This is a genomic window from Burkholderia anthina, assembly GCF_001547525.1.
GTDB lineage: Bacteria > Pseudomonadota > Gammaproteobacteria > Burkholderiales > Burkholderiaceae > Burkholderia > Burkholderia semiarida.
On the sequence record NZ_CM003768.1, the window covers coordinates 2,393,712 to 2,410,075 of the forward strand.

The following is a 16,364-nucleotide window of genomic DNA, read 5'->3' on the forward strand; positions in this document are numbered from 1 at the left end:
CAACTTTCATGCAGCGCGCATGCCGGCGGCGCAGCGGGCACGTCGCTGCAGCCGCCACCGTGCGACGCGCCCGTGCGCGCCGCTACGCGATGCCTACTTCCACAACGCGCAGCGCGTCTCCTGCTTGGTGCCGAACGCCTGTTCGCCCGGAATCGTCGCGAGCACCTTGTAGTAGTCCCACGGCTCCTTCGATTCCGACGGCTTCTTCACTTCCATCAGGTACATGTCGTGGATCATGCTGCCGTCCTGGCGGATGTAGCCCTTCGCGTAGAAGTCGCTGATCTTGATCTTCTTCAGCTCGGCCATCACCTTGTCGGAATCGGTCGTGCCGGCGGCCTGCACGGCCTTCAGGTAGGTCGTCACCGACGAATAGTCGGCCGCCTGCAGGCTCGACGGCATCTTCTTCATCTTGCCGAAGTAGCGCTGCGCCCACTGGCGCGACGCCGCGTCGCGGTTCCAGTACCAGCTGTCGGTCAGCACGAGGCCCTGCGTCGTTTCGAGACCGAGGCTGTGCACGTCGTCGATGAACATCAGCAGCGCGGCGAGCTTCATCGTCTTCATGATGCCGAATTCCTTCGCGGCCTTGATCGAGTTGATCGTGTCGCCGCCCGCGTTCGCGAGGCCGAGGATCTGCGCCTTCGACGATTGCGCCTGCAGCAGGAACGACGAGAAATCCGACGCGGACAGCGGGTGGCGCACCGCGCCGAGCACCTGGCCGCCGTTCGCCTTCACGACGTCCGACGTGTTCTTCTCGAGCGCCTTGCCGAACGCGTAGTCGGCCGTCAGGAAGAACCACGTCTTGCCGCCCTGCTTCACCACCGCCGAGCCGGTGCCTTTCGCGAGCGCCATCGTGTCGTATGCGTAGTGGACCGTGTACGGCGTGCACTGCTCGTTGGTCAGCGTGTCGGCGCCCGCGCCGATGTTGATGTAGACCTTCTTCTTCTCGGCCGCGACCTGGTTCATCGACAGCGCGGTGGCCGAGTTCGTGCCGCCGACCAGCAGGTCGAGCCCGCCGCGGTCCATCCATTCGCGCGCCTTCGACGCGGCGATGTCGGCCTTGTTCTGGTGATCGGCATAGACGACCTCGATCGGCTTGCCGAGCACCTTGCCGCCGAAGTCCGCGACCGCCATGCGGATCGCCTCGAGACCGCCCTGCCCGTCGATATCCGCGTAAAGCCCCGACATGTCGGTGATGAAGCCGATCTTCACGGTATCCGCCGCGTGGGCGGCGCCGGCGGTGAACGCGGCGCTCGCGAGCGCGAGACAGGCCTGTGCGAGGGTCTTCATTTTCATTGACGTCTCCTGTTGTTCTGATGCGTTGTGGTTGTTCGAGGGCCGCCACGGCCAGCGGCAAGGGAAACGGGGGGCGTCATACGCCGAGCAGGTCGTGCAGGGTCGGCATCTTGCTTTCCAGTTCGGCTGCGCGGAAATGCTCGACGATGCTGCCGTGCTCCATCACGTAGAAGCGGTCGGCGAGCGGCGCGGCGAAGCGGAAATTCTGTTCGACCATCACGATCGTGTAGCCGCGCGCCTTCAGCGCGACGATCATTCGCGCGAGCGCCTGCACGATCACCGGCGCGAGGCCTTCGGAAATCTCGTCGAGCAGCAGCAGGTTCGCGCCGGTGCGCAGGATCCGCGCGACCGCGAGCATCTGCTGCTCGCCGCCCGACAGCCGCGTGCCCTGGCTCTGCCGGCGCGACGCGAGGTTCGGGAACATCGCGTAGATCTCGTCGAGCGACATCGCATGCTCGCGCGGCCCGATCAGCGGCGGCAGCATCAGGTTCTCCTCGCACGACAGGCTCGAGAAGATCCCCCGCTCCTCCGGGCAGTAGCCGATGCCGTAATGCGCGATGCGATGCGTCGAGAGGCCGATCGTCTCGTGGCCGGCGACCTTGATCGACCCGCTGCGGCGGCCCGTGAGGCCCATGATCGCGCGTAGCGTCGTCGTACGGCCCGCGCCGTTGCGACCGAGCAGCGTGACGACCTCGCCGCGATGCACGGTCAGGTCGACGCCATGCAGGATGTGGGATTCCCCGTACCAGGCCTCCAGGCCCGTGATCTCCAGCGCAGGCGTACCGCTCTCGACGCCGCTCAATTCGCGTTCCTCCCGTTCGCTGTGCTTCATGCGTGCGCCCCCGCGAGCGCCGCGTCGGCGCTGCCCATGTAGGCTTCGATGACGAGCGGATTCTTCGACACTTCCGCATACGAGCCTTCGGCCAGCACCTCGCCGCGTTGCAGGACGGTGATCGTGTCGGAGATCCCCGCGATCACGTTCATGTTGTGCTCGACCATCAGGATCGTGCGGCCGCTCGCGACCTTCTTGATCAGCGCGGTCACGCGGTCGACGTCCTCGTGGCCCATGCCCTGCGTGGGCTCGTCGAGCAGCATCAGCTCGGGCTCCATCGCGAGCGTCGTCGCGATCTCGAGCGCGCGCTTGCGGCCGTACGCGAGCTCGACGGTCGGCACGTGCGCGAAATCGGTGAGGCCGACCTGCGTGAGCAGATCCATCGCGCGATCGTCGAGCCGCTTCAGCGTGCGTTCGCTGCGCCAGAAATGGAATTCGGTGCCGAGCGCGCGCTGCAGGCCGATGCGCACGTTCTGCAACGCGGTCAGGTGCGGGAACACGGCCGAGATCTGGAACGAGCGGATGATGCCGCGCCGCGCGACCTGCGCGGGCCGCTCGTCGGTGATGTCGATGCCGTTGAAGACGATCTGGCCGGCCGTCGGCGTCAGGAATTTGGTGAGGAGGTTGAAACAGGTGGTCTTGCCCGCGCCGTTCGGCCCGATCAATGCATGGATCGCACCGCGCCGCACACGCAGGTTGACGCCGTTCACGGCGGTGAAGCCCCTGAATTCCTTCGTCAGTCCGCGTGTTTCCAGAATCGTGTCGCCGAGAATCATGTTCCCTTCCGTACGAAGTCAGGCGAAGCACCGGGAAGCCTGGCGCAAGCGGCCGCGAACAGGTCAGCGGATCAGCCGGCTGCCCCCGGGCGCCGTGGTACGCCTCGAGGGTGGTCTCCCGCGCCGACGCGTATGCACATTGCGCAACATTGTCGCGCCGTTGGTGCAGTGCAATCATCGGGATTTGCACTTATAGGGATGGCCACCCTGTCGGATGCGACCGCGCGCGAATTTCACCGTGCTTTTTTGACACGTGCATCATTACCGGTTGAGCTGCTGCAGGACATGGTACGCACGCGCCGAAAAAAGCCGCGCGACGACGCGCGGCTCGCACGGATCTTGCGCACCGGCAGCTTGTTTCGCATCGCGAATCAGCGGGCGTTCGCGCAACCGCCCGCTCGTGCGCATGTCAGCGGGCCTTCATGCCGCCGTCACCGCGGCCTCGGTTCGCACCGACGTCGTTTCGCGCGCCGCACGGCGGTCGGCGCGGATCATGTCGCTCGCGCGCTCGGCGATCATCAGCGTCGGCGAATTGGTGTTGCCCGACGTGATGAACGGCATCACCGACGCATCGACGATCCGCAGCCCGGCGATGCCGCGCACGCGCAGCCGGCTGTCGACCACCGCCCGCTCGTCGTCGGCGCGCCCCATCCGGCACGTGCCGACCGGGTGGAAGATCGTCGTGCCGACGACGCCGGCCGCATCGACCAGTTCGGCCTCGGTCCGGTACTGCGTGCCCGGCAGGATTTCCTCGGGGCGATAGCGCGCGAGCGCCGGCGCGGACGCGATGCGGCGCGTGAGGCGCAACGCGTTCGCGGCGACGTGCCGATCGTGATCGGTCGACAGATAGTTCGGCGCGATCGCCGGTGCGCTGCGCGGATCGGCGCTCGTCACGTGCACGCTGCCGCGCGAGCTCGGCCGCAAGTGGCACACCGACGCCGTGAAGGCGTTGAACCCGTGCAGCGGCTCGCCGAAGCGTTCGAGCGACAGCGGCTGCACGTGGTACTGGAGATCGGGGCGCGTGAGCGCGGGATCGTCCGGATCCGATTTCGCGAACGCGCCCAGTTGCGACGGCGCCATCGACATCGGCCCGCGCTGCAGCAGCGCATATTCGGCGCCGATCATCAGCTTGCCCCACCAGCGCGCGGAGAGTGTATTGAGCGTACGCACGCCGTCGACCCGAAACGCCATCCGCAATTGCAGGTGATCCTGCAGGTTTTCGCCGACGCCCGGCAGATCGTGCACGACGTCGATGCCGAGCGCCTGCAGCCGCCGGCCGTCGCCGATACCCGACAGTTCGAGCAGTTGCGGCGAATTCACCGCGCCCGACGTCAGCAGCACTTCCGCGCTCGCCCGCGCGACGTAATCGGTGCCGCCGCCGTGGTATTCGACGCCGACCGCGCGCCGCCCGTCGAAAATCACGCGCTGCGCATGCGCGCCGGTGACCACGGTCAGGTTCGGGCGCGCCATCGCGGGCCGCAGGAACGCCTTCGACGTATTCCAGCGCACGCCGCGCTTCTGGTTCACCTCGAAGTAGCCGACCCCGGCATTGTCGCCGCGGTTGAAATCGTCGGTGGCGGGAATGCCCGTCTGCTGCGCGGCCTGCGCGAACGATTCGAGGATTTCCCAGCGCAGCCGCTGCTTCTCGACGCGCCAGTAGCCGCCCGCGCCGTGCGCGTCGCTCGCGCCCGCATGGTGGTCCTCGCTGCGCTTGAAGATCGGCAGCACGCTGTCCCACGACCAGCCGGCGTCGCCGGTTTCCTGCGCCCAGTTGTCGTAGTCCTCGCGCTGGCCGCGCATGTAGATCATCCCGTTGATCGACGAGCAGCCGCCGAGCACGCGGCCGCGCGGATACGACAGCGCACGGCCGTTGAGCGCCGCTTCGGGCTGGGTCTTGTACAGCCAGTCGGTGCGCGGGTTGCCGATGCAATACAGATAGCCGACCGGGATATGAATCCAGTGATAGTCGTCCTTGCCGCCCGCTTCGAGCAGCAGCACGCGGATGTCGGGATCCTCGGTCAGGCGGTTCGCGAGCACGCAGCCCGCGGTGCCCGCGCCGACGATCACGTAGTCGAATTCGCCCTCGAGCGTGCGTGGTGTACTCACGGTGTTGTCTCCTTCGTTCTTGTGTGCCGCGCGTGTGTTCCCGCGCGTCATTTTCAGCATAGTGCGTCGGGGCCGACGCGACCGATGAAGCGTACTCCCGCCGCCGTCCGCCGATCCAATGAGTTATGCTGAACTGCGTTATAAGCCGCGCTCATATCACGACGATGGATCTCACCCTGCTCCGCGCGTTCGCGACGGTCGCGCGCGAAGGCAACCTGACGCGCGCCGCTGCACAGCTGCATCTGACACAGCCGGCCGTCAGCCTGCAAATCAAGCATCTGCAGGAAACGCTGGGCGTCGTGCTGTTCATGCGTACGTCGCGCGGGCTCGCGCTCACCCGCGACGGCCAGACGCTGCTGCCGCATGCGGAACGCGCGCTCGCCGCGGCCGCCGACGTGCAGCGCGCCGCTGCCGCGCTGCGTCACGAGGTGCGCGGCCGGCTGCGGATCGGCACGATCCTCGATCCGGCGTTCCTGCGGCTCGGCGGCTTCCTGCGCGCGCTGGTCGAGACCCATCCGCAGATCGAGACCGCGCTGCGGCACGGGATGTCGGGCTGGGTGCTCGAACAGGTGCGCGCGCAGGCGCTCGACGTCGGCTACTACATCGGCCGGCCCGACGAGGACGCGCCGCGCGACAACGCGCTGTTCCACACCGTCACGCTCACGCATTTCCAGTACCGCGTGCTCGCGCCGGCCGGCTGGAAGGAGCGCGTGCAGCGCGCGCACGACTGGCGCGCGCTCGCCGCGCTGCCGTGGATCTGGACGCCGCCCGCGTCCGCGCACCACCGGCTGCTGTCGCGGCTGTTCGCGGCGGCCGGCGCGCAGCCGGTCAAGGTGGCCGAGGTCGACCAGGAGCAGTCGATGCTCGACCTCGTGAAATCGGGGATCGGGTTGACGCTCGCACGCGATTCGACCGCGCTGGCCGAGGCGCACGCGCATGCGCTGACGATCGTCGAACGCGTGACGGTGCCCACCGAACTGACGTTCGTGACGCTCGCCGAGCGGCGCGACGAGCCGGCGATCGCGGCCGCGCTGCGGCTGATCGAGGCGCAGTGGGCGATATGAGCGGCGCTCATCGTGCGTGACCGGGCTGGCGGGTGGAAAGATTGGCCGCCCTGCCCGATCGAACAAGCCTGTCAACTTTCGTTCCGGTCCAATTGATACGACTGAAAGACATTTGTAATCTCGCTGATTCGCGTATCGAAAACGGGATATCCGAACATGACCGGTCCGCTCGCCGACCACGCCCGCTCGCAAGGCTTCGCGGTGTGCGATGCATTGCGACGCCATCGCCGCACGCTCGCTGAAAACCTGCCTCCCCATACCAGCGCTCGCACGCATCGACGCAACGGCTGGTTGATCGGCGACGATTCCTTCAGTGGCGACTTCGATCTCGATCCGCATCTTGCGGGCGAGCTTCTGCACGCGCTCGTTGCATCGGGCCAGTGTTCCGCGTCCGACTGGATGCATGACTTCGCAGGCTGCGGGCATACCGGCGATTCAGGAACACTCGCCCGTCTTTACGAAGAAGGCCGCAACAACCTGGTGGGCCCGGGAAGCATCGTCGGCAATCTCAACACCGGGCTCGGCGCGGCCCATGCGGCGCATGCGCTGTCCCTGAAACGCAACATCGACGCGGGCACGCAGACGTTGATCCGCCGCGCGGCGCCAAGCGTGAAGATCAACCATTACGTCACGCTCTATGACGGCAACCCCACCGGCAACGGAAACCCGCGCCCGAAACTGCGGATACGCAACCTGCCGATCCAGAGCGTCCAGCCGGCGCTCGGCCCGCATGCGAAGCACAATCCGCGCACCCGGACCACCACTGCAGCGCTCAAGGCGGCGGATCTCGACAAGCTGACGCCCAGGCTCTCGCCGCTCAGGCACCTGTACGCGGGCGGCCTGATCGGAAGCGGCGTACTGACGTTTGCACCGAGTCTGGCACTCGACATCGCGGCCAATGTCAGTCGGGATACGCAGGGCGCGTTGAGATTCGATAGCCGCGGATTCATGCTCGCGTCTGCGCGGAGTCAAAGCGGGAATGCGGTCGGGTTTGGCGTTTCGACGGTTATGTCCATCGCCCTGCTCTGGAGTGGTCTTCACGCCCTCCCGGTCATTCTGATCGCATTCGGAACCGGATTCATCGCGCAAGTCGCCTGGAACATATCCCCAGGTCCCGACCTCGCGGAATCGCGGGTTCAACGTCTGGTGGATAACTAACATGATGTTTCCCGACCTCGAACGCGCCCGGCCGCTTCTCTGCCATGCCCCGCTTTGCCTCGGCCCCGGCAGCTTCATGATCTTCGGACTCTTCCTGAGCGTCATCGCGAAAGCAAATGGCGTGGCATTCCAGCTCACGAGCTGGCCCATGCTTGCACTCCTTGTCGCAGGGCTGGCTGCCGGATACCAGATCAAATACCGCTCCACGCTGTCCGTACGCTCACTAGCGACCATTCTGGCGTATATCGTTGTTGTAGCGGGTCTTCTGCCGGGTACCACCCTATTGAGTGCGTGGTCGCTCATCGAAAAACCAACGTCCAGCAAGCCGTACCTGCTTTTCGTCTTTCTTTATCACGCAACCATATTGACCTCGCTCGCGTTGCCGTTTGCCCTCAAACTCCGCGAACTCAAGCGCCATCCCGGTCGCCGTTTCAGAAACAACGAATACCTCGCTGATATCCGTTCGTTCACGATCGATCCCAATTGCGGCAAGACAGTTCCCACTAACAGGCTCGCACCGGCGACCATCGCCTTGACCGTCAATTTGCCGATCGCGTTGAACACCTACATCGGCAAAAACAGTAGCGCGCTTCTGATCGCAGCATCGCTGTACGCGCTGTTATTTTCTTACGTCGCCGCCGTCTTCATTGGGCCGAAACTGGCCTACCTGTACGAGCTATACCGGTACGAACGCCAAACCGGCCGACGCTTCATCAATCAGGAATACGAGAAAGTCCACGCGCTCCGCCGCACCTTCCTGCTGTGCCGCCTGTCGGCGAAACTGGCATCGCTTCGGCGCGCGCGCTGATCCCTGCACGCCCCGCACTGCGCCCCTACCCTCCGCAGCAGTCGACTCACCGCCCACGTCACGCCACCTTCCCAGGCTTTTTGCTAGATTGTGCGTTCGCACACCGCGAGACCCCGATTGAAGGAGACCCGCATGGCCCGCAACATCGAGATCAAAGCCCACGCCCGCGAATTCGACCGGCTGCGCGAACAGGCGGCGAAGCTCGCGACCGAAGCGCCGCTCTTCTACCGTCAGCAGGATTTCTTCTACGACGTGCCGCGCGGCCGGCTGAAGCTGCGCCGCTTCGAGGACGGCACGCCGGCCGAACTGATCTTCTACCAGCGCGACGACCGCGACGGCCCGAAAGCGTCGTACTACACGCGCAGCCCGGTGACGAACCCCGACGCGATGCATGCGCTGCTCGCGACCGCGCTGACCACGCGCGGGATCGTGACGAAGGAGCGGCACGTGTACCTCGCGGGCCGTACGCGCATTCACCTCGACCGCGTCGACGGCCTCGGCGATTTCATCGAGCTGGAGGTCGTGCTCGGCCCGGACGACGACGAAGCCGGCGGCGAGGCCGAGGCGCATGACGTGTTCGCGAAGCTCGGCGTCGCGCAGGAGGACCTCGTCGCGGTCGCTTACGTCGACCTGCTGAACGCCGACGCGCAATCCGAAGCGGCCTGATCGGGCCCCATGAACGGCGGGGCCGCGCGCCCTGCCGTCAGCGTCGGCGCGCCGTCACGCGGCCCCCGGCGCCAGGTGCGCCAGCGGCAGCGCACCGTTGCGCTTAAAGGTCGTCAGCACGATGTTCGAGCGCACGCTGTCGACGCCCGGCACCCGCATCAGCTTCTTCATCACGAACTGCGACAGCGCGTTGAGATCGGGCGCGACGATCCGCAGCAGGTAGTCGGCATCGCCCACCACCGCGTGGCATTCGAGCACTTCGGGCAGCACGTCGATCTGCTGCTGGAACTGCTCGATGATCGAATCGCCGTGATGCTTGAGCTTCAGGCTCGTGAACGCGGTCACGCCGAGCCCGAGCTTTTCGGGGCGCAGCATCACGCGGTAGCCTTCGATCACGCCGGCCGCCTCGAGCCGCTGCAGCCGTCGCCCGATCTGCGACGGCGACAGCGGCACCTCCTCGCCCAGCTGCTGATGCGTCGCGCGACCGAAGCGCTGCAGCACGTCCAGCAGCGCGAGATCGAAGTGATCGAGTTCCAGCATGAGTGTTCTCCGCATTGATTCGTGATTTGATGCGCGATTATCGCATTATCATGCCAATCTTCGCCAACTATGCGCCCAATCCGCGCGCATCCCGCTCTACACTTGCATGGTTCCCAACCACAGCGTGCAGAGCCTGATCATGTCCACCGTCGTCACCGCGAAACTGCAGGAGCAGTTCGACGCGGGCCTCGAAACCCGTGCCGATTTCACCATCGACCAGCCACTGCAGCGCTACGGCCAGGTCGACCACGCGGTGTGGAAGCAGCTCTATGCGCGCCAGTCGGCGCTGCTGCGCGGCCGTGCGTGCGACGCGTTCGTCGCCGGGCTCGGCAAGATCGCGCTGCCGGCCGATCGTGTGCCGTCGTTTGCCGACGTGAACCGCCAGCTGAAGCCCCCGACCGGCTGGGAAATCGTCGCGGTGCCGGGCCTCGTGCCCGACCGCGTGTTCTTCGCGCACCTCGCGAACCGGCGCTTCCCGGTCACCTGGTGGATGCGCCGTCCCGACCAGCTCGACTACCTGCAGGAACCCGACTGCTTCCACGACCTGTTCGGCCACGTGCCGCTGCTGATCGAGCCGGTGTTCGCCGACTACATGCAGGCGTATGGCCGCGTCGCGCTCGCGGTCGCCGACGACGAAGCAGCGCTCGCGCGGCTCGCGCGCCTCTACTGGTATACGGTGGAATTCGGGCTGATTCGCGACCCGCGCGGGACGAACGGCCTGTCGATCTACGGCGCCGGCATCGTGTCGAGCAAGGGCGAAAGCCTGTACAGCCTCGAAAGCGCGGCGCCGAACCGGCTGGGGTTCGACCTCGAGCGCGTGATGCGCACGAAGTACCGGATCGACACGTTCCAGAAGACCTACTTCGTGATCGACGATTTCGCGCAGTTGTTCGCGCTCGCCGACGTCGACGGCCGCGCGCTGGCCGACCGGCTCGCGGCGCTGCCCGAATTCGCGGCCGGCGCGGTGCTCGAAACCGACCGCGTGCTGCATCGCGGCACGGGCGAAGGCTGGCCCGACGACGCCGACGCATAACGCGCCGGGCGCCCGCGCGAACCGCCGCCCGCCCGTCGTCCTTCGCGCAACTATGAAACAATGAACGATGCCGGCTGCGCCGCGCGGCGCAGCCGCGCGCGGGCGCCGTTACCGAACGAGAGGTGCAAGATGATCCACAAGCTCACATCCGAAGAACGCAAGACGCGGCTCGAAGGCCTGCCGCTCTGGACGGCCGTGGCGGGCCGCGACGCAATCCAGCGCCGCCTGCGCTTCGCCGATTTCAACGAGGCATTCGGCTTCATGACGCGTGTCGCGATCAAGGCGCAGGAGATGAACCACCATCCGGAATGGTTCAACGTGTACAACCGCGTCGACGTCACGCTGTCGACCCACGACGCCGACGGCCTGACCGAACGCGACATCGAACTCGCGCGGTTCATCGACGGCGCCGCCGCGCACGCGCAACCGGGCGCCTGAGTCCCGCCTGCACCGCCGCGCATCGTTCGTTGCGCGGCGCGTCAACTTTTCATTTCGCTGAACGTTTTCTAGGATGTACTCAGCGAAAGCCTTCAGCTTTCCAAGCCATCCTTAAGGCGCACGTAAGTCTCGTACGCTTTCCGCGCCTTGGGGTCCAAACCTTCCAGTTGCAGCGCGCTTTCGCGCTGTACAATCAGCAGCGCATACGGCTTGGAAAGCGCGCTAGCCTCTTCGCAGAGTTTGAGTTCGTCGCCGCTCGACGGCGAGCGGGCGCGCCAGAAATTGATCGCGGCTTCGAGGTCGTGGATCGAAATATCGGACATGATTGGATTTAATCGTTCGCTGGCCGCCATGCTTGATGTCAGGCGATGCGGCGCCCCTGTGGAAACGGCTTCGTGCTGTCCGCGTGCCTGAACCGCCAACCCATTGTACTTGAGCGAACTTCATGCGACTCCTTCTGATCGAAGACGACCGCCCCATCGCACGCGGTATCCAGAGCAGCCTCGAGCAGGCTGGCTTCACCGTCGACATGGTGCATGACGGCATTTTTGCCGAACAGGCGCTGGCACAGAACCGCCACGAACTCGTGATCCTCGACCTCGGCCTGCCGGGCATCGACGGGATGACGCTGCTCACGCGCTTTCGCCAGACCAACCGCCACACGCCCGTGATCGTGCTGACCGCACGCGACGAGCTGAACGACCGGATCCAGGGCCTGAACTCGGGCGCCGACGACTACATGCTCAAGCCGTTCGAGCCGGCCGAGCTCGAAGCGCGCATCCGCGCGGTGATGCGCCGCAGCGGCCCGCACAGCGACATGCCGCGTCCGGAAGTGTCGCTCGGCGGCGTCCGCCTGTCGGGCGTCGACCGCCGCATCTTCAACGACGACAAGCCGCTCGAACTGTCGCCGCGCGAATTCGCGGTGCTGGAAATGCTGCTGCTGCGTCACGGCCGCGTCGTCAGCAAGGCCCAGTTGCAGGATCACCTCACGCACTTCGGCGGCGATCTCGGCGACACCGCGATCGAAGTCTACGTGCACCGCGTCCGCAAGAAACTCGAGCAGTGCCGGGTCGAAATCGTCACGGTGCGCGGCTTCGGCTACCTGCTGCAGGAAATCCGCCAGACCGCGAGCGTCTGAGCGACGCCGCGCGCCGGCCGGCCGCGTGCGGACCGCTCCGCATCGCCGCCCGGCGCACGACCGCGCCGCTCTCCGTGAGCGGCGCTTATCCATTTGCCCGTCGAAATGTCTTCTGATCCGGCTGTGACCACCAGCCTGCGCCGCTCGCTGCTCCGGCGCCTCGCCGCCCCGCTGTCGATGCTCGCGCTGATGAGCGGCCTGATCGCCTACTGGCTCGCGTGGCAATACACGCAGCACGTGATCGACCGCTCGCTCGCCGATCTCGCGACCGCCATCTCCAAACAGATCCAGATTGCCGGCCCGGATGCGCCATTCACGGTGCCGCCGCTCGCGCAGGCGATGTTCTCCGATCCCGCCGAAGCGTTGATCTACCGGATCAGCGACGGCGAGCAGGAACTCGCCGGCGACCCGAAGCTGCCGCTGCAGGGCATCAACGTACGCCGCATGCATCACGCGTACGTGTTCGAGGCCGAGTACGACAACCGCGCGGTGCGGGTCGCGCAGGTGCGCGTCGACGACGTCGAGGGCGGCAAGCCGATGGTCGTCGAAGTCGCTCAGCCGGTACGGCACCGCTACCGGATCGCGGCCGAATTCCTCGTCGCGATCATGATGCCGTTGCTGCTGCTGCTGCTCGCGGGCTGGGGCATCGTATGGCGCGTTGTGAACCAGCAGCTGGGCCCGCTCACGCATCTCGCCGATTCGCTGAACCGGCAGACCCACACGTCGCTGGAGCCCGTGGACGAAACCGACGTGCCGCTGGAGATCCGGCCGCTGACGAGCGCGATGAACGCGCTGCTCGGCCGGCTGAAGACCGCGCTCGACGCGCAGCGCAAGTTCATCGCCGATGCCGCGCACCAGCTGCGCACGCCGCTCACCGCGGTGAAGCTGCATGCCGAGCAGGCGGCCGTCGCGCGTGATCCGCAGCAGACCTTCGCCGCGGTGCGCGAGCTGCGCGCGGCCGCCGACCGCGCGGTGCGGCTGTCCAACCAGCTGCTGTCGCTCGCGCGTGCCGAGCCGGGCGAACAGGCCGCCCGCTTCGTCGATGTCGATCTCGCGGCGATGGCGTTCGAGACGGGTGCCGAATGGGTGCCGCGCGCGCTCGCATCGCATGTCGACCTCGGCTTCCAGCGCAGCGACGACCCGGGCGACGACGAGAAGCTGAACGTGCGCGGCAACCCCGTTCTGTTGCGCGAGGTGATCGCGAACCTGCTCGACAACGCACTGAAGTACGTGCCGCTCGCGCGGCCGGACGGCGCGCGGATCACCGTCAACGTCGCGCGCGGTGCGCTCGACGACGGCCAGCCGGCCGCGGAGATCGTGGTCGAGGACAACGGCCCGGGCGTGCCCGCGAACCAGCAGGCCGACCTGTTCAAGCGCTTTTTCCGCGGCGACGCGCAAAGCGGCAACGGCGTTGAAACGGGCGCCGGGCTCGGGCTCGCGATCGTGCACGACATCATCGCGATGCACGGCGGCACCGTGTCGTACGAGGATGCATCGGAAGGCGGCTCGCGCTTCGTGGTGAGGGTGCCGCTCGCCACGCGCACGGAAAAACCGGCCAGCGAAACGCCGGCCGCGGCGCCGACGCACTGAACGATCACCGGTCGATTCGCGGCGGGCAACCGCTGGCCCGTTGCTCGGGCCGCGCGCCGGAAAGGAACGGAAAGACGGAAGGCGGATGACGGGCCGCCACGACGCGGCAACCGACGGCTGAAACGACGGCGGCAGCGCGCGATGCGCTGCCGCCTGCATCACTTCCTGTTCTTCTTGTCCTTCGACCCGGAGGTGGACTTGCCGTCCTTCTTGTCCTTCTTCTTTTTCTTCTTCCCGCCTTCGTCGGACGTCGCGAGCAACGTGCCGCGGCACGACTCGGCGCCGCAGTGGCACGCGTATTCGCGCTTGAGCTTCTTCGTCAGCTTCGCGTCGATCACGAGGCCATAGTCGTAGAACAGCTCCTCTTCCGGCCCGATGTCGCGCAGCGCGTGGATGTATACGCGGCCCTTGACTTCCTCGGCCTCGCAGTTCGGCGCGCACGAATGATTGATCCAGCGCGCGCTGTTGCCGTCGACCTTGCCGTCGATCACGCCGCCTTCATCGAGTGCGAAGTAGAACGTATGATTCGGCTCGCTCGGGTCGTGCGGATGACGGCGCAGCGCTTCCTTCCACGAGATTCGCTCGCCCTTGTATTCCACTACGCGCTCGCCGGCCTTGATCGGCGCCACGGCAAACACGCCCTTGCCGTGTACTCCCGAGCGGCGCACCGCGATCCTGCGTGAACTCATCGAACCAATCCTTGTGAAGACGACTTGAATGGAAGCGGCCGCGATCGCGGCCGGGCGCCGCGCCAAACGAAAACGCGGCACCGGTCGGTGCCGCGTCGGGGAGGCGGCGAATCACCCGCATCCTACACGTTCACGATTGCTTCGTTCAACATCGCGCGCAATATTGCGCGATGTACTCAGCGCTGGCCGAACGCGACGTCGCCGAACAGCGCCTTGTGCTCGCGCGGCTGCGAGCGCCAGTACTGCGGCGGCGCCGTCACCTGCGCGCCGAGCTCGGCCGCCGCGTGCCACGGCCAGCGCGGGTCGTACAGCATCGCGCGCGCCATCGCGACGAAATCGGCATCGCCGGCCTCGATCAGCCGGTTCGCATGCGCGGGCTCGTTGATCAGGCCGACCGCGATCGTCGGCATGCCGACCGCCCGCTTCACCGCCTGCGCGAACGGCACCTGGTAGCCGGGCGACAGCGGAATCTTCTGCAGCGGCGACACGCCGCCGGACGACACGTCGATCCAGTCGCAGCCGCGGCGCTTCAGTTCGTGCGCGAACGCGATCGTATCGTCGAGCTCCCAGCCGCCTTCGACCCAGTCGGTCGCGGACACGCGCACGCCGACCGGGCGGTCTTCCGGAAACGCGGCGCGCACGATCTCGAAGATCTCCAGCGGAAACCGCATCCGGTTTTCGCGCGAGCCGCCGTATTCGTCGGTGCGCCGGTTCGCGAGCGGCGACAGGAACTGATGCAGCAGGTAGCCGTGCGCCGCGTGCACTTCGATCGCGTCGATGCCGAGCCGCGCGGCCCGTCTGGCCGACGCCGCGAACGCGTCGCGAATGCGGTTCAGGTCCGCCGCATCGAGCGCGAGCGGCGGCGTCTCGCCGTCCTTGTGCGGCACGGCCGACGGGCCATGCGGCAGCCAGCCACCGTCGGCGACCGGCACGAGCTGACCGCCCTCCCACGGCGCCGCACTCGACGCCTTGCGCCCCGCGTGCGACAACTGCATCGCGACGCGGATCGGCGAATGCTTGCGGATCGCGGCCAGCACCGGCTTCAGCGCGGCTTCGGTCACGTCGTCCCACAGGCCGAGGTCGCCATGCGTGATGCGTCCGTCGGGTTCCACCGCGGTCGCTTCGATGCACAGCAGCCCCGCACCCGACAGCGCGAGATGGCCGAGATGAATCATGTGCCAGTCGGTCGCTTCGCCGCGTTCGGCCGAGTACTGGCACATCGGCGAAATCACGATCCGGTTCGGAAGGGTCACGCCGCGCAGCGTGAACGGAGAAAACAGCGCAGTCATGGAAGCCGCTCGCCAGGAAAGGGAAAGAGCGGACGAGCGTAGCACGCAGGCTCGAAGCGTGCAGACGGCGTGCTCGGCAGTAAGCGGATGGTCAGGTACGGCCGGCCGGATGCCGACGGTGCGGAGAACGTGCGGTGTACGGCGATGCGCCGGCCCGCACCGGATGCAGGCCGGGCCAGCGCTTTGCCGCGAGCGGCGCCGCCCGCGGCGTCAGAGCCCGACGCTGTCGAGCCACTCGGCGAACATGCGGCGCGCGGCCGTCTCGAGCGCGGGGCCGTGCTGCGCGGTATCGGCGCGCAACCGGCGCGCGTCGACGCCGGGCGTCGCGGCGATTTCGCCGGCGTTCGCGATCAGCCACGGTTCGAAGCGATCGGTACGGATCTCGGGGTGACATTGCAGCGCCAGCACGTGCTGCCCCCAGGCGAACGCCTGGTGGCGACAGGCCGGCGTGGACGCGAGGTGGATCGCACCGCCCGGCAGGTCGAACGTATCGCCATGCCAGTGCAGCATCGACGTCGTCGCGCCGTCGAGATGGCGCAGCGGCGACGCACGGCCGGCGTCGGTGAGCGTCAGCGGCGCCCAGCCGAGTTCGTGCTGCGCGGCCGGATAGACGCGCGCGCCGAGCGCCCGTGCGATGAACTGCGCGCCGAGGCAGATGCCGAGGATCGGCAGCCCCGCGTCGATGCGCTGGCGCACGAGCGCCAGGAGCGGCGCGATCGACGGGTACTGCGCATCGTCGTACACGCTGAGCGGCCCGCCGAGCACGACGAGCAGCGACGGCTCGAGCACGTCGAGCACCTCGACCCGCGACGATCCGACATCGACATAGCGCACCCGTCGACCGCGTTCGCCGAGCACCTGCTCGAAGCTCCCGAGATCCTCGAAATGCACGTGGCGGATCGCCACGACTTCAGCGTTCATCATCGGCCTCCCGGTCGATCGAC

Annotated in this window: 17 protein-coding genes; 8 read left to right on the forward strand and 9 right to left on the reverse strand. The window is 67.0% G+C overall.

Annotated elements, in window-relative coordinates; genetic code table 11:
* Positions 1 to 93 precede the first annotated feature (93 nt).
* The 4 genes from WS64_RS10930 to WS64_RS10945 form a co-directional block, all read right to left on the reverse strand.
* Complete coding sequence (locus WS64_RS10930) at positions 94 to 1,293, reverse strand: ABC transporter substrate-binding protein (RefSeq protein WP_059580476.1); 1,200 nt, start codon at positions 1,291 to 1,293, stop codon at positions 94 to 96.
* A 76-nt stretch (positions 1,294 to 1,369) separates the two neighbouring features.
* A complete protein-coding gene (locus tag WS64_RS10935) occupies positions 1,370 to 2,125 on the reverse strand; it encodes an ABC transporter ATP-binding protein (protein WP_060966453.1) in 756 nt (251 codons plus the stop codon).
* Entirely contained in the window at positions 2,122 to 2,901 is a 780-nt protein-coding gene (locus tag WS64_RS10940) for an ABC transporter ATP-binding protein (protein WP_006477266.1), read from the reverse strand. The genes WS64_RS10935 and WS64_RS10940 overlap by 4 nt, the downstream gene beginning before the upstream one ends.
* Before the next feature lie 420 nt (positions 2,902 to 3,321).
* Positions 3,322 to 5,007, reverse strand: a complete 1,686-nt coding sequence (locus WS64_RS10945) for a GMC family oxidoreductase (RefSeq protein WP_155720413.1) — start codon at positions 5,005 to 5,007, stop codon at positions 3,322 to 3,324.
* A gap of 164 nt (positions 5,008 to 5,171) precedes the next feature.
* On the opposite strand from WS64_RS10945, the gene WS64_RS10950 reads away from it, so the two are divergent.
* From WS64_RS10950 to WS64_RS10965, 4 genes are all read left to right on the forward strand, one after another.
* Positions 5,172 to 6,071: a LysR family transcriptional regulator gene (locus tag WS64_RS10950; protein ID WP_060966454.1), complete on the forward strand. Its 900-nt coding sequence runs from the start codon at positions 5,172 to 5,174 to the stop codon at positions 6,069 to 6,071.
* 156 nt (positions 6,072 to 6,227) lie between these two features.
* Positions 6,228 to 7,229 carry a hypothetical protein gene (locus WS64_RS10955; protein ID WP_060966455.1) on the forward strand — a complete coding sequence of 334 codons (1,002 nt, stop codon included), beginning with the start codon at positions 6,228 to 6,230 and terminating at the stop codon, positions 7,227 to 7,229.
* Position 7,230: 1 nt separating this feature from the next.
* The gene (locus WS64_RS10960) at positions 7,231 to 8,037 is read left to right on the forward strand and encodes a hypothetical protein (RefSeq protein WP_060966456.1); all 807 of its coding nucleotides are present in this window, start codon (positions 7,231 to 7,233) and stop codon (positions 8,035 to 8,037) included.
* A 132-nt stretch (positions 8,038 to 8,169) separates the two neighbouring features.
* The gene (locus WS64_RS10965) at positions 8,170 to 8,703 is read left to right on the forward strand and encodes a class IV adenylate cyclase (protein ID WP_059580462.1); all 534 of its coding nucleotides are present in this window, start codon (positions 8,170 to 8,172) and stop codon (positions 8,701 to 8,703) included.
* Positions 8,704 to 8,757: 54 nt separating this feature from the next.
* On the opposite strand, the gene WS64_RS10970 is transcribed toward WS64_RS10965, so the two are convergent.
* Positions 8,758 to 9,243: an Lrp/AsnC family transcriptional regulator gene (locus tag WS64_RS10970; protein ID WP_006408082.1), complete on the reverse strand. Its 486-nt coding sequence runs from the start codon at positions 9,241 to 9,243 to the stop codon at positions 8,758 to 8,760.
* A 106-nt stretch (positions 9,244 to 9,349) separates the two neighbouring features.
* On the opposite strand from WS64_RS10970, the gene phhA reads away from it, so the two are divergent.
* Entirely contained in the window at positions 9,350 to 10,276 is a 927-nt protein-coding gene (gene phhA, locus WS64_RS10975) for a phenylalanine 4-monooxygenase (RefSeq protein WP_081103809.1), read from the forward strand.
* 129 nt (positions 10,277 to 10,405) lie between these two features.
* Positions 10,406 to 10,714, forward strand: a complete 309-nt coding sequence (locus WS64_RS10980; protein ID WP_059638592.1) for a 4a-hydroxytetrahydrobiopterin dehydratase — start codon at positions 10,406 to 10,408, stop codon at positions 10,712 to 10,714.
* Positions 10,715 to 10,806: 92 nt separating this feature from the next.
* On the opposite strand, the gene WS64_RS10985 is transcribed toward WS64_RS10980, so the two are convergent.
* Positions 10,807 to 11,037: a DUF3717 domain-containing protein gene (locus WS64_RS10985; protein ID WP_006401493.1), complete on the reverse strand. Its 231-nt coding sequence runs from the start codon at positions 11,035 to 11,037 to the stop codon at positions 10,807 to 10,809.
* Positions 11,038 to 11,159: 122 nt separating this feature from the next.
* Here WS64_RS10985 and WS64_RS10990 point away from each other — a divergent pair, with 122 nt between their 5' ends.
* Entirely contained in the window at positions 11,160 to 11,852 is a 693-nt protein-coding gene (locus WS64_RS10990; protein ID WP_006401494.1) for a response regulator, read from the forward strand.
* 105 nt (positions 11,853 to 11,957) lie between these two features.
* Positions 11,958 to 13,442 (forward strand): sensor histidine kinase, encoded by a 1,485-nt coding sequence (locus WS64_RS10995; protein ID WP_060966457.1) that lies wholly within the window; start codon positions 11,958 to 11,960, stop codon positions 13,440 to 13,442.
* A 158-nt stretch (positions 13,443 to 13,600) separates the two neighbouring features.
* Here WS64_RS10995 and WS64_RS11000 read toward each other — a convergent pair whose 3' ends face one another.
* The 3 genes from WS64_RS11000 to WS64_RS11010 form a co-directional block, all read right to left on the reverse strand.
* Positions 13,601 to 14,131 carry an SET domain-containing protein gene (locus WS64_RS11000; protein WP_059638532.1) on the reverse strand — a complete coding sequence of 177 codons (531 nt, stop codon included), beginning with the start codon at positions 14,129 to 14,131 and terminating at the stop codon, positions 13,601 to 13,603.
* A gap of 176 nt (positions 14,132 to 14,307) precedes the next feature.
* On the reverse strand, positions 14,308 to 15,420 hold the full coding sequence (locus WS64_RS11005) for an NADH:flavin oxidoreductase/NADH oxidase (protein WP_060966458.1): 1,113 nt from the start codon (positions 15,418 to 15,420) through the stop codon (positions 14,308 to 14,310).
* 210 nt (positions 15,421 to 15,630) lie between these two features.
* Positions 15,631 to 16,341, reverse strand: coding sequence for a glutamine amidotransferase (locus tag WS64_RS11010; protein WP_059638594.1), 711 nt, complete (start codon positions 16,339 to 16,341; stop codon positions 15,631 to 15,633).
* Between the last annotated feature and the right edge of the window lie 23 nt (positions 16,342 to 16,364).

Excerpts from the sequence above, each read along its gene's own strand:
- phhA (WP_081103809.1), top strand. The coding sequence starts at position 9,350 with ATGGTTCCCAACCACAGCGTGCAGAGCCTGATCATGTCCACCGTCGTC.
- WS64_RS10940 (WP_006477266.1), bottom strand. The coding sequence starts at position 2,901 with ATGATTCTCGGCGACACGATTCTGGAAACACGCGGACTGACGAAGGAA.
- WS64_RS11000 (WP_059638532.1), bottom strand. The coding sequence starts at position 14,131 with ATGAGTTCACGCAGGATCGCGGTGCGCCGCTCGGGAGTACACGGCAAG.
- WS64_RS10965 (WP_059580462.1), top strand. The coding sequence starts at position 8,170 with ATGGCCCGCAACATCGAGATCAAAGCCCACGCCCGCGAATTCGACCGG.
- WS64_RS10995 (WP_060966457.1), top strand. The coding sequence starts at position 11,958 with ATGTCTTCTGATCCGGCTGTGACCACCAGCCTGCGCCGCTCGCTGCTC.
- WS64_RS10930 (WP_059580476.1), bottom strand. The coding sequence starts at position 1,293 with ATGAAAATGAAGACCCTCGCACAGGCCTGTCTCGCGCTCGCGAGCGCC.
- WS64_RS10985 (WP_006401493.1), bottom strand. The coding sequence starts at position 11,037 with ATGTCCGATATTTCGATCCACGACCTCGAAGCCGCGATCAATTTCTGG.
- WS64_RS10990 (WP_006401494.1), top strand. The coding sequence starts at position 11,160 with ATGCGACTCCTTCTGATCGAAGACGACCGCCCCATCGCACGCGGTATC.
- WS64_RS10955 (WP_060966455.1), top strand. The coding sequence starts at position 6,228 with ATGACCGGTCCGCTCGCCGACCACGCCCGCTCGCAAGGCTTCGCGGTG.
- WS64_RS10935 (WP_060966453.1), bottom strand. The coding sequence starts at position 2,125 with ATGAAGCACAGCGAACGGGAGGAACGCGAATTGAGCGGCGTCGAGAGC.
- WS64_RS10950 (WP_060966454.1), top strand. The coding sequence starts at position 5,172 with ATGGATCTCACCCTGCTCCGCGCGTTCGCGACGGTCGCGCGCGAAGGC.
- WS64_RS11005 (WP_060966458.1), bottom strand. The coding sequence starts at position 15,420 with ATGACTGCGCTGTTTTCTCCGTTCACGCTGCGCGGCGTGACCCTTCCG.
- WS64_RS10980 (WP_059638592.1), top strand. The coding sequence starts at position 10,406 with ATGATCCACAAGCTCACATCCGAAGAACGCAAGACGCGGCTCGAAGGC.
- WS64_RS11010 (WP_059638594.1), bottom strand. The coding sequence starts at position 16,341 with ATGAACGCTGAAGTCGTGGCGATCCGCCACGTGCATTTCGAGGATCTC.
- WS64_RS10960 (WP_060966456.1), top strand. The coding sequence starts at position 7,231 with ATGATGTTTCCCGACCTCGAACGCGCCCGGCCGCTTCTCTGCCATGCC.
- WS64_RS10970 (WP_006408082.1), bottom strand. The coding sequence starts at position 9,243 with ATGCTGGAACTCGATCACTTCGATCTCGCGCTGCTGGACGTGCTGCAG.